Source organism: Bacteroidales bacterium (genome assembly GCA_029210725.1).
In the GTDB taxonomy this organism is placed as follows: domain Bacteria; phylum Bacteroidota; class Bacteroidia; order Bacteroidales.
Genome location: JARGFM010000015.1, coordinates 88,077 through 98,650, shown reverse-complemented (window position 1 = coordinate 98,650; position 10,574 = coordinate 88,077). Strand labels below are relative to the sequence as shown.

The 10,574-nt window shown below is 49.1% G+C and carries 8 protein-coding genes and 1 tRNA gene; 3 read left to right on the top strand and 6 right to left on the bottom strand.

The window, feature by feature from the left end; translation table 11 throughout:
- Nucleotides 1-258 (top strand): hypothetical protein (locus P1P86_10180; GenBank protein MDF1575542.1); only part of this gene is annotated, 258 nt, incomplete at its 5' end.
- Nucleotides 259-266: 8 nt separating this feature from the next.
- Here the strand turns inward: P1P86_10180 and P1P86_10175 are convergent.
- The 3 genes from P1P86_10175 to mtnA form a co-directional block, all read right to left on the bottom strand.
- Nucleotides 267-340 (bottom strand) — tRNA-Ile (locus P1P86_10175).
- Nucleotides 341-426: 86 nt separating this feature from the next.
- A complete protein-coding gene (locus tag P1P86_10170) occupies nucleotides 427-1,554 on the bottom strand; it encodes an acyloxyacyl hydrolase (GenBank protein MDF1575541.1) in 1,128 nt (375 codons plus the stop codon).
- Nucleotides 1,547-2,656 (bottom strand): S-methyl-5-thioribose-1-phosphate isomerase, encoded by a 1,110-nt coding sequence (gene mtnA / locus P1P86_10165; protein ID MDF1575540.1) that lies wholly within the window; start codon nucleotides 2,654-2,656, stop codon nucleotides 1,547-1,549. Before mtnA ends, P1P86_10170 begins: the two co-directional genes overlap by 8 nt.
- 50 nt (nucleotides 2,657-2,706) lie before the next feature.
- On the opposite strand from mtnA, the gene P1P86_10160 reads away from it, so the two are divergent.
- Nucleotides 2,707-3,333, top strand: coding sequence for an HAD family phosphatase (locus P1P86_10160; protein MDF1575539.1), 627 nt, complete (start codon nucleotides 2,707-2,709; stop codon nucleotides 3,331-3,333).
- Nucleotides 3,334-3,362: 29 nt separating this feature from the next.
- On the opposite strand, the gene P1P86_10155 is transcribed toward P1P86_10160, so the two are convergent.
- The 3 genes from P1P86_10155 to P1P86_10145 form a co-directional block, all read right to left on the bottom strand.
- Nucleotides 3,363-3,599 (bottom strand): hypothetical protein, encoded by a 237-nt coding sequence (locus P1P86_10155; GenBank protein MDF1575538.1) that lies wholly within the window; start codon nucleotides 3,597-3,599, stop codon nucleotides 3,363-3,365.
- 277 nt (nucleotides 3,600-3,876) lie between these two features.
- A complete protein-coding gene (locus P1P86_10150; protein MDF1575537.1) occupies nucleotides 3,877-6,183 on the bottom strand; it encodes a family 65 glycosyl hydrolase domain-containing protein in 2,307 nt (768 codons plus the stop codon).
- A 13-nt stretch (nucleotides 6,184-6,196) separates the two neighbouring features.
- Nucleotides 6,197-7,696, bottom strand: coding sequence for an MFS transporter (locus P1P86_10145; protein ID MDF1575536.1), 1,500 nt, complete (start codon nucleotides 7,694-7,696; stop codon nucleotides 6,197-6,199).
- Between the two features lie 64 nt (nucleotides 7,697-7,760).
- On the opposite strand from P1P86_10145, the gene P1P86_10140 reads away from it, so the two are divergent.
- Nucleotides 7,761-10,517 (top strand): alpha-amylase family glycosyl hydrolase, encoded by a 2,757-nt coding sequence (locus tag P1P86_10140; GenBank protein MDF1575535.1) that lies wholly within the window; start codon nucleotides 7,761-7,763, stop codon nucleotides 10,515-10,517.
- The last annotated feature ends 57 nt before the right edge of the window (nucleotides 10,518-10,574 follow it).

The window sequence follows — 10,574 nt, the reverse complement described above, 5'->3', positions numbered from 1 at the left end:
TATTGGAAAAGTAAAATTAGCAATACAAAATCAAGAGATCGGGCAGATCAGAAGAAGTTGAAAGAAATTGGATGGAATGTTCATATAATCTGGGAATGTGAGTTGAAAAGAAGTGTAATTGAAAAAACACTAAATGACATATATGAAAACATAACATCTGAAGAAAGTACAAATCCCCACCAACCTTTCCCCACAAATCCTGGCAACAAACTGGCACCAAAGAAAAAACCACCTACAAAATTATATGTAAGTGGTTGATCTTAAAGTGGGCCCAGCTGGGCTCGAACCAGCGACCCCCTGATTATGAGTCAGGTGCTCTAACCAGCTGAGCTATGGGCCCTGTGAATATCAACTGGTGTTAACCCCGAAATGGGGATGCAATATTACACAAATTACTAAAATCTGGCAACACTTGCATTTCTGATTTTACTTTCGGAGATTGATCTGATAGGCGGCGCCCCATTCGATCCAGTCTGAGCGTACTGCATTCTTTGTCTTAACGCAGATGTGAGCATACAGCTGATCTGTAAAGCGCCATCTGCCTCCCAGTCTGGCAAAATAATACCCTCTGTCGTAGGAATGCTGACGAAAATAGGTGCCAAAATTAAAAAGAATGGTAAAGCGTTCAATGATATAATGGTAACCCAGGTGAGAGGCCAGGTACATTTGCTGCCAGGTGCTTGCATCTTCGGGGAGAACCCCCGGAATAGCTCTTTTGAGGGACCCGTCATACAGAGCCTCCAGTCCGAAGGTTACAGCCATCCTGGGACTGAGGGTGCTTACATAGTCGGCCGTAAATGAGGAGGTGAAAAACCGGAGCTCCCTGGTACTGCGATTCACGATATACTCCACAAGACCCGCCGCATACATGAGCTGAATGGACTCATTAGTCTGGAAGGATTCAGGTTCCCTGAAGTTGAACTCCGATGCCGGCTCGCCCAATAAGTAATCCAGGCCAAAGAGCCAGCCCCAGTTATTGATTCCTTTCTGCGGGGCCTGCATCCTTCCGTTTGAATAATGTGTAATCCCATAACCGGCATTCAGACCCAGCCTGGGGGTCAATTTTACATTCATATTTAAATTGAAATCAAAATAGAGATTCACATGAGAAGCAATCACGTCATTATAAGGATTGCTGATCGAATCATAGATAACATCCGCATAACTCAGACCAACCGACATGTCTGTAGAAAGGGTGAATCGTCCAACTCTAAGCCAGGGTGCACTGTAAAAGCCAAACAGGCTGAATGGATTTCCCACCACGGTATCGGAGCGGTCTTTTACCAGGTCCGAATAGTGCATCCCCAGTCCCACTTTGGGGAAGTTATGATACTGCTCCCAAATCTCATTACCGGTCAACTGGAATCCCAAACGCGCTTCAATGGCTCTGTAAGGATCCGAAAACTCTTCTGCCAGAAACTCCGAGCGTGTCCAGAAAGAACCGGAGTGATAATTAAACTGGAGATATGGTATGCGTCTGTTATCCAGCGCATCCTGAGCAAACCCGCTTAGACAACAGATTAAAAATATTAAGATAGTTATAGTCCTATGCATGTGGTCCCTGCCTTTTAAACAGCGATTTGATTCCTTTCTCCGACGCCTCACAGATGCCTTTCTCTGTGATCAGTCCGCTTACAAGTCTGGCAGGTGTTACATCAAAACCCGGATTTGCCGTTACTGATCCTTCCGGATAGATTCTTACAGTCAGGGGATCCCCGGTCTCCAGGCTAATTCCCTGCATCCGGGTCAGCTCTTCCGGGTCGCGGTTCTCGATCTCAATTCTGGATCCTTCTACAAGGTCAAAATCGATGGTCGAGGAAGGAAGGGCCGCGTAAAAGGGGATTCCGTTATCCTTTGCGGCCAGGGCTTTCAGATAGGTGCCTATCTTATTGGCCACATCCCCGGTCCGGGTGGTGCGGTCGCTTCCCACCAGCACCAGGTCGACCTTCCCCCGCTGCATCAGGTGTCCTCCCGCATTATCAACGATCAGGGTATGTGGCACCCCATGCTCACCCAGTTCATAGGCGGTCAAACGGGCTCCCTGGTTCCTGGGCCGGGTTTCGTCTACCCACACATGAACCGGGATCCCCTGGTCGTGCGCCAGGTAAATGGGTGCCGTGGCGGTCCCGTAATCCACACAGGCCAGCCAACCGGCGTTGCAGTGGGTCAGAATATTAACGGGCCGGGAAGTAGCCTCATGGATTTCCCTGATTAATCTCAGGCCATGCTCCCCGATTCTCCTGCTTCGGATTACCTCATCTTCGGCAAAACGAATGGAGAGATGAAACAACTCTTTAATCATGGACGCACGCGAAGCCGGAAAACTCACTTGCTCCATCAAAAGGTTCACGGCATACTTCAGGTTTACTGCCGTTGGCCTGGCGGAGATAAGCCTTTCCGCTGCTTCCTCCAACTCTTCCCACCAGCGATCAGGACCGCTTCCAAATGCTGCCAGATAGAGTCCAAAAGCAGCTGTTGCCCCGATCAGTGGCGCCCCCCTCACTGCCATCTCAGATATGGCATGATAAGCATCCTTCGCCGTTCTCAATGGAAGGATGCGAAATTCAAAAGGCAGGTAACGCTGATCGATGACATAAACAAGCCCGGGATCCTTTCCCATCCAGATGCTCCGGTAATGGGTTCCGTTGATTCGCATGGCTCTCTGGTTTTTCGTTATCTTTGGGTACTTGCGAATATACAAAATGGATGGCACAAGCACCGAACTTTAGAAATATCCTGTTCGATCTGGGCGGGGTGATTCTGGACATCAATGTTCAGGCAACTTTGAAGGCCTTTTATGAACTGGGCTTCCCTTCGGAGCTGATGCAGTATCCCGACTCCATGAGGACGGATCTCTTTTTCAAATATCAAACAGGCTTGCTGGACACCCGGCAGTTTAGAGACGAAATAAGAAAAGTGGCCGGGGTCCAGATGACCGACCAGAGCTTCGACGATGCGTGGAACGCCATGCTGGTAGGCATTCCCGAAGAGCGGATCAAACTTCTGAAGAAGCTTTCAAATCGATATAATCTGTATATGCTCAGTAATACTTCGGGTCTTCATGTGAAGGTGTTTGAAAAGATGTTCCTGGATAAGGCAGGGGAATCCATGCACCAGGTTTTTAAGAAAATATATTATTCCCATGAAATTGGGTGGCACAAACCAGATTACGAGGCCTGGGAATATGTGATCAAAGATGCAGGCATCAAAGCAAAAGAGACCCTGTTCCTGGACGATAGTATCCATAATATCAAGGCGGCACAGGAACTGGGATTCCAGGCCATTCATATTCACGAGCGTACGAATCTCATGAACCTTGGTTTTGACCTGTAAATCCCAGTTGGTCCTCCTCTTCTTCCATCTTACTTCAATTGAATAAAGGTTCCATCTCTATTTTCCAGTCCCTTTCGGATCCACCGCATCAGGGTGATCGATTTGAAAGAGGGTAACAGGTAGGTGGTTTCCCACTCTTGCTCCGTGGAATCAACTTCCAGCTGATAAAGGTGATTCCTGGTTTGAATCTGGTAAATCACTTTACCGTTACATACATGGACCATCTGTGCCATGGTCCCTTTCACAATGTGTGTAAGTTTTTCCATTACGTTTTGGTTTATACCGGCCCAATGGCTGTGGACCAGGCGATTCATACAACAGCCTGCCATGCTGTTAAGATCAAAGCCAAAAAAAAAGGCCGGGTGAAACCCGACCTTCTTTCTCTTATCTGCATAAGGTATTCTCTCTGTCAGGTTATCCGGCACAGCAAAGCATCCTCACGATCGGTAACAAAATATCCGGTCGCGTTCACAAGCTGAATACTACCTGTATGTGCATATATTTTCATTAAATCTCGTTTATACCTGCAAAAATAGCAGTTTTTCAGAGATCTGCCACCACCGATGCTGCCTTTTTCACAAGTACCTTCTTTCCTTCAAGAAAAAGTTCCACCTCTTCGCCTTCCAGGTTCTCAATACTCACCTGTTTCTTGTTGATCCGCACCACCAGGGTTCTTCCCCGGTACAATATTTTAAAGGAGAGGGCCTCCCAGTTGGCCGGCAGCCGGGGTTCAAAGCTGAGCAGGCCCTCCCGGACCTTCATCCCACCGAAGCCATAAATCACCGACATCCAGGTCCCACCCATACTGGTGATATGAAGCCCTTCGTCCACCTCATGATTATAGTCATCCAGATCTAGCCGCGAGGTACGAAGATACATCTCATATGCCTTCCCGGGTCGACCGATGCGGGCCGCCAGGATCGAATGCACACAGGGCGACAGGGAGGATTCATGGACCGTGCGGGGCTCATAAAAATCATAGTTCCGCTCCATGGTTTCCCGGTCATACTCATCCTCAAACACAAAAATCCCCTGTAACACGTCGGCCTGCTTGATAAAACAGGAACGCAGAATACGGTCCCACGACCAGTGCTGGTTGATGGGTCTGTCGGCAGGATCCAGATCGGCCGCCATCCGTTGTTCCTTGTCCATAAATCCGTCCTGCTGCAGGAAGACAGCCTGATTCTCTTCGTAAGGAAAATGAAGTTTCTCAATAATTTCTCTCCAGGAGGTGGTTTCTTCCTGGAAGTCAAAAGAGGTTTTTTCCAGGAGTCTGTTAAAAGCGCCCGCATCCACCTGTCTCAGGGTTGTCAGTGATTCAAGGGTATACGACATGGTCCAGGCGGCCATTTTGTTGGTATACCAGTTGTTATTTACATTGTTTTCATATTCGTTGGGGCCGGTTACACCCAGCATCACATATTTGTTCTTCTCATTCGACCAGTTGACCCGCTGCCGCCAGAAACGCGAGATGGCAATCAGGACTTCCAGTCCCTTCGACAAGAGATACTCCCGCTTGCCGGTATACCTGGTATAGTTATAGATGGCATAAGCAATGGCTCCGTTCCGGTGTATTTCCTCGAAGGTTATCTCCCACTCGTTGTGGCACTCTTCCCCGTTCATGGTCACCATGGGATACAGGGCAGCCCCCTCCCTGAAACCAAGTTTTTCCGCATTTTCAATGGCCTTATCCAGCTGCTTATACCGGTAAATCAAAAGATTGCGGGCCACTTCCTCCCGGGCCGTACTCAGGTAGAAAGGAATCATATAAGCTTCTGTGTCCCAGTAGGTGCTTCCTCCGTATTTCTCACCCGTAAATCCCTTGGGGCCGATATTGAGCCGTTCATCCTTTCCGGTGTAGGTCTGGTTCAAATGGAAAATATTGAAGCGGATTCCCTGCTGGGCCGCAATATCCCCTTCAATGATAATATCTGAATGGTCCCACTTCTCTTCCCAGGCTCCGGCATGTTCCTCAAACAGGGCATCAAAACCCAGGCTCATGGTATCAATAAGCAGATCGATACCCCTTTTTACCATCTCTTCTGGTTTATGATTCATGGAGCTAAGCACGGAAACATACTTGTAAAACTTCACCTCCTCGCCCTGGTCCAGTTCAAGGCTTACCTTGTTTGAAACGAAATCTTTCTTCTCTGTCACCTCCGGTTCCAACTGCAGGGCTTCCCCGTTTAACTCCAGGATATAGCACATGGTCATACAGCTCACAAAACCTGTTTTACGGGTACGTGCCATAAGATAGGCAGATCCGGGAACTGCTTTGGAACTTTCCATTTCCCAGAATTTTTCATCATAGTTGGAATCCCGGTTAACCACATTGCCATCGATATAAGGCGCAAAAGATACATCTCCTGAAAAATCCACCGAACGAATGGCATACCGGATCGCCCCGATCTCATCCCGTTTCATACTCAGAAATCTGCGCACAGCAATTTCAAGTCTGTTTTCGCCCACGTAAATAGCAAATGTCCGTTCCAGATAGCCTTGCTTCATATTTAATTCGCGCCTGAACTCCAGAGGGGCATTCTGGTGAAGATCCAGTGGTTTCCCATTGATTTCTACATCGATCCCGATCCAGTTCGGGGCATTGAGCACCTTGGCAAAATATTCCGGGTAGCCGTTTTTCCACCAGCCCACCCGGGTCTTATCCGGATAATAGACTCCGGCCAGATAGGTCCCCTGAAGGGTCTGTCCGGAATAACGTTCTTCAAAATTGGCCCGCTGACCGATCCGGCCATTCCCCAGACTGAAGATACTCTCCGATGCTTCCTGCATGGAAGGATCGAAGCCCTCTTCGATGATGCTCCAGGGATCTTCCCGGTAATATCTTTTCATCTTTTTGTTTTAACTATTTTTCATACACATCCTTCACGAACAGAATCAGCACCGCGGCTACCAGCATGGAAATACCTCCGGTAAGCAGGGCATAGATACTGTCGCCACCGTAAAGGGAATTAACCATAAAGCCCAGGATGGTTGCCGCCAGGATCTGCGGAATCACAATAAAGAAATTGAAAATCCCCATATAGACCCCCATCTTATGGGAGGGAAGGGAGCCGGTCAGGATGGCATAGGGCATAGCCAGGATACTGGCCCAGGCCAGACCCACACCGATCATGGAAAAGATCATGTGCTGGGGATTATTCAGGATCATAACCGAGGCCAGTCCCAGTCCCCCGATCACCAGTGCAATAGAATGTGTAATTTTCCGGTTGGTCAGCCTGGCCAGAAAAGGCAGCAGCAACAGGCCAAATGCCGCGGCAAAGAGGTTATACCATCCAAACATACCGCTCACCAGGTTGGCCCCTTCGTTGTATGCGACCGTGGTGGTATCCGTGGTGTGATACAGGTGAGAGGTGACCGCCGGGGTGGTATAGATCCACATGCTGAACAGGGCAAACCATGAAAAAAACTGCACAATGGCCAATTGTTTCATGGTCAAAGGCATATGGTAAAGATCCGTGATAATACTTACCAGGCCGCTCGTCTCCCTTTTGCCTTTTATCAAGGCCGCACTGATCAGTTGCAGGAGGCCGAATATTCCCAGACCTCCGGCCAGGATATAGAGCTCCTTCTCCAGTTTTAAAAAGTAAACAGGTACGGCGAACACGATGCCCGCCACCAACCAGATCATTCCCCTTCGCAAATATTTACCAAGCGGATCGGGGGTGTCATTATGGACCTTTTCATCTACTTCGGCATTTTCAGAGAAACTATTAAGCTCCTCGGGCGAATACTCCCTGGTGCGGAACACCGTCCATAAAACCGCCAGCAGAAACACCCCTCCACCCAGGTAGAAGGAGAGCCTCACCGTCTGGGGAATCTCACCCTCGGGGGCCGTATTGGAAATATGGAACCACTCGGAGAGCATATACGGAAGCCAGGAGGCTACGAAAGCACCGATACCGATAAAAAAACTCTGCATGGTAAAACCTTTGGTCCGTTGCTCATTGGGTAGCATATCCCCTACAAAAGCCCGGAAGGGTTCCATGGTGATATTGATGGAAGCATCCATGATCCAGAGCATCCCTACTGCAATCCAGAGAGCGGGTGAATTGGGCATAATGATCAGGGCTATGGAAGCCAGGATGGCTCCAACCAGGAAATAGGGGCGTCTGCGCCCCAGCCTTCCCCAGGTCTTATCACTCATATGCCCGATAATGGGCTGGATGATCAAGCCGGTAACCGGGGCGGCGATCCAGAGAATGGGAATCTGGTCAATTTCTGCTCCCAGGGTTTGAAAGATACGGCTCACATTTCCGTTTTGCAGGGCAAATCCGAACTGGATCCCAAGGAATCCAAAACTCATGTTCCATATTTGCCAGAAGCTTAATTTTGGTTTTTTCATTGCTTCATGGTCCGGTTTAAGTCAAAGGACTAAAATATGGAAAAATAAGCTTATTTTGTTCTCCATGGAACCCTCTTTTCGATTGCCTGTCGTTCTGCTTCTTATTTTTATTCCTCTGCTCTCGGAAGCGCAGATTATTAGCACGGATCCGGATCTTCCTGCACCCGGTGGATCTGTAACCATTTACTTTGATGCCACGGAAGGAACGGCGGGCTTAGCGGATTTTACCGGCGATGTCTATGCGCATACCGGGGTGATTACCTCAAACAGCACCAGCATGGGCGATTGGAAGTATGTGCTTACGGAATGGGGAGTGAATACGGCTGAAACCAGGTTGACCAGGGAATCGGCCAACCTCTATTCCCTGGAGATCGGACCTTCCATCCGGGATTATTACGGAGTGCCGGCTTATGAAACCATCAGCTACATGGCTTTCGTCTTCCGCAGCGCCGACTCCAGCAAAGAAGGAAAAGACGATGGGGGAAAAGATATTTTTGTAAAAGTATATGAGGATGCCTATATCGTTTCTATCATTCAGCCGGACAAAAACCTGGTGGTCAATCCCGGGGATATCATTCCGTTTGAGGCTGCAACCAACAAGGAATCGGAACTTTCCCTGTATTTGAATGCAGCGCTGGTCAAAACTGTAAACGGAACCACCATTAATCACAACTTCGACCTAAGCCTGTCCGGAGATTACTGGATACGGGTAAACGCCTCTTCGGGCGATGAGGCAGCAGCAGACTCCGTGTTTGTTCATGGGCTCGAAACTCTGGCGGATGTTCCCTTGCCCGACACCCTTAATGATGGAATCAATTACAGCAATGATCAAATGGTTCAGATGGTCCTGTATGCTCCCGGAAAAGAGCATGTTTTTGCCATCGGCGATTTCAATGACTGGACTCCGGGTTCGGGATCCAGGATGCATAAAGACGGTGACAGATTCTGGATCACCATCAGTGATCTGGAGCCAGACCTGGAATATGCTTTTCAGTATTTGGTGGATGGTACCCTGGCCATTGCAGATCCATACAGCGAAAAAGTGCTCGATCCCTGGAACGATAAGTGGATCACCGATGGAATCTATCCCGGATTAATCCCATATCCGGAAGAACAGGCTTCCGGAATCGTTGGCGTGTTCCGGACCAACAGACCGGAGTATAGCTGGAATGATTCCGGATATACCGCACCGGAGAAAGAGAACCTGGTGATTTATGAACTGCTGCTTCGGGACTTCCTGGAAGCTCACGACTGGCTTACCCTGACCGATACGCTGGACTATTTTGAACGATTGGGAATCAATGCCATCGAACTGATGCCCGTGACTGAATTTGAGGGAAATGAGAGCTGGGGCTACAACCCCTCGTTCTATTTTGCCCCCGATAAATATTATGGCCCGGCAGGTGATCTGCAGGCGTTTATCGATTCCTGTCACCAAAGAGGTATGGCCGTGATCCTGGATATGGTCCTGAACCACTCATACGGACAGTCTCCCCTGGTTCAGTTATATTTTGACTCCTCCACCGGAAAGGTGAGCGCCGACAATCCCTGGTACAATGTGGATTCTCCCAATCCGGTCTTCTCCTGGGGCTACGATTTCAATCATCTTAGTCCGGACACTGAAAAATTTGTCGACAGTGTAAGCCATTACTGGCTCAGGGAGTATCACGTGGATGGATTCCGCTTTGATTTTACCAAAGGTTTCACAAACACTGCAGGCGACGGGAGCGGATATGACCTCTCCCGGATCAATATTCTGAAACGAATGGCCAACAAAATCTGGGAGATCAGGGAGGATGCCTATGTGATTCTGGAACACTTTGCTGCCAACGCCGAGGAGGCAGAGCTTTCAGAGGCCGGCATGATGTTATGGGGAAATCTCAACGGAGCGTACAATGAGGCCACCATGGGCTATGAGAATGATTCCGACTTCAGCTGGATCTCATACAAAGAACGCTTCTGGACAGAGCCCCACCTGGTTGGATATATGGAAAGCCATGACGAGGAACGCCTCATGTATAAGAACAGGACCTATGGCAACTCCTCAGGCGCCTACGATATCCGGGAACGAAATACCGCCCTGGAACGCATGGCTCTGGCAGGGGTATTTTTCTTTACGGTACCCGGCCCAAAAATGATCTGGCAGTTCGGGGAACTGGGATATGATTTCAGCATCGACTACGATTGCCGGGTTTGTAACAAACCCATCCGCTGGGATTATTACGATACAGGTTTGCGCAGAAGAGTCTACGAGATTTGGTCGGCTCTGATCCATCTGAAGCAACAAGAACCCGCCTTTGGCTCCGGCGATTTTACCCTGGCTGTTACGGATGCAGCCAAAAGAATCGAGATCAATCACGCTGATATGGACGTACGCATTATCGGAAATTTTGATGTGGACCCTCTCTCCGTAAACCCCTCCTTCAGCAGGAGCGGCTGGTGGTACAGCTATTTCACAGGAGACAGCATACAGGTAAGTGATCTGCAGGACCCTGTTTTCCTTCAGCCCGGTGAGTACCGGCTTTATACCAGCAAGCGGCTTGTAAAACCCGAAATTACAGCCCGGGTGGGATCACATGTAGCCCCAGGAAACACATTTCATATATACCCCAATCCTTTTCAGGGAATGCTCTATCTGGATCCGGTGCCGGAACCTTCCCGGCTAAGCATTTTCAACAGTTCGGGACAATGTACCCGGGTCCTGGACCTGGCCGGGGGACAGTCGCAGGTGAATCTTTCCGGACTGACCCCGGGTCTGTATGTTTTAAGTCGCCGGACGGGGAAAAAGGCTCCTCAGTATGTGAAAGTTCTGTATGAATAGCGGAGCCGACGGTTTTTTACTGGGTTCTTGCATATTACATCCTGCTCGTCTATCTTT

Bases quoted from the DNA above. Each gene is read 5' to 3' on its own strand.
- P1P86_10170 (MDF1575541.1), bottom strand. From the start codon at position 1,554: ATGCATAGGACTATAACTATCTTAATATTTTTAATCTGTTGTCTAAGC.
- mtnA (MDF1575540.1), bottom strand. From the start codon at position 2,656: ATGCGAATCAACGGAACCCATTACCGGAGCATCTGGATGGGAAAGGAT.
- P1P86_10160 (MDF1575539.1), top strand. From the start codon at position 2,707: ATGGCACAAGCACCGAACTTTAGAAATATCCTGTTCGATCTGGGCGGG.
- P1P86_10155 (MDF1575538.1), bottom strand. From the start codon at position 3,599: ATGGAAAAACTTACACACATTGTGAAAGGGACCATGGCACAGATGGTC.
- P1P86_10150 (MDF1575537.1), bottom strand. From the start codon at position 6,183: ATGAAAAGATATTACCGGGAAGATCCCTGGAGCATCATCGAAGAGGGC.
- P1P86_10145 (MDF1575536.1), bottom strand. From the start codon at position 7,696: ATGAAAAAACCAAAATTAAGCTTCTGGCAAATATGGAACATGAGTTTT.
- P1P86_10140 (MDF1575535.1), top strand. From the start codon at position 7,761: ATGGAACCCTCTTTTCGATTGCCTGTCGTTCTGCTTCTTATTTTTATT.